Source organism: Vibrio sp. 2033, assembly GCF_033339735.1.
On the sequence record NZ_JAWOVC010000459.1, the window covers coordinates 1 to 636 of the forward strand.

The window sequence follows — 636 nt, forward strand, 5'->3', positions numbered from 1 at the left end:
GTGTTCCATCAACAATTGATGCCAGTTTTTCAAACAGCTAGAGCGCTCTTTCGCACTCAACTTAGCCCATCGAACTTGTTCAGCCGAACACGCTTCAATGAGGCAATCCAACTCTTCAATTGAACTCGGTTTCAAGCGAATTAACTCTTGCTCAGTTGCAGGGTTGATGACCACAACTCCATCGTCGGAAGCCCATTGTTTAAATACTTCTTTTAAGGTTTCATTTTTTATTTGTTGCATCACCAAACTAACTCCTACAAGAACTCCTTTTAGGGTAATCCTTCTAGTAGAAATCAGCAAAGCAAACAAAGTTTTCTGACAGTGTTGACATTAACAAGCGAAAAAGCCGTGAGTATAAGGACTAGGAATGGATCACATAGCAAGCCAGTTCGAAAATTCAAAGATTGCATAAATGCGAGACTCATTTGATAACTTCGAGTCTCAACATGATGATATGGCAACGAAATACTAACTAAACTGAAGCTAGACTCAAGACACGAATGAAAACCAAAGCTTTTAGGCTAGGACTAAATGAATCAACAAAGCCATAAAGCTTATTCTTCTTAAGCAAACCAAAATGAGTCAAATTAGTTTGTATATGCCTAGAATACAGATAGGCAAAGACAGGTGCTTGTA

1 protein-coding gene is annotated in these 636 nt (G+C 38.5%); it reads right to left on the minus strand.

Going from position 1 to position 636, the window contains the following annotated elements; translation table 11 throughout:
* Nucleotides 1–243, minus strand: a 243-nt coding sequence (locus R7P74_RS27185) for an aldehyde dehydrogenase family protein (RefSeq protein ID WP_318123778.1), incomplete at its 3' end; no start/stop codon positions are given.
* Nucleotides 244–636: the final 393 nt, after the last annotated feature.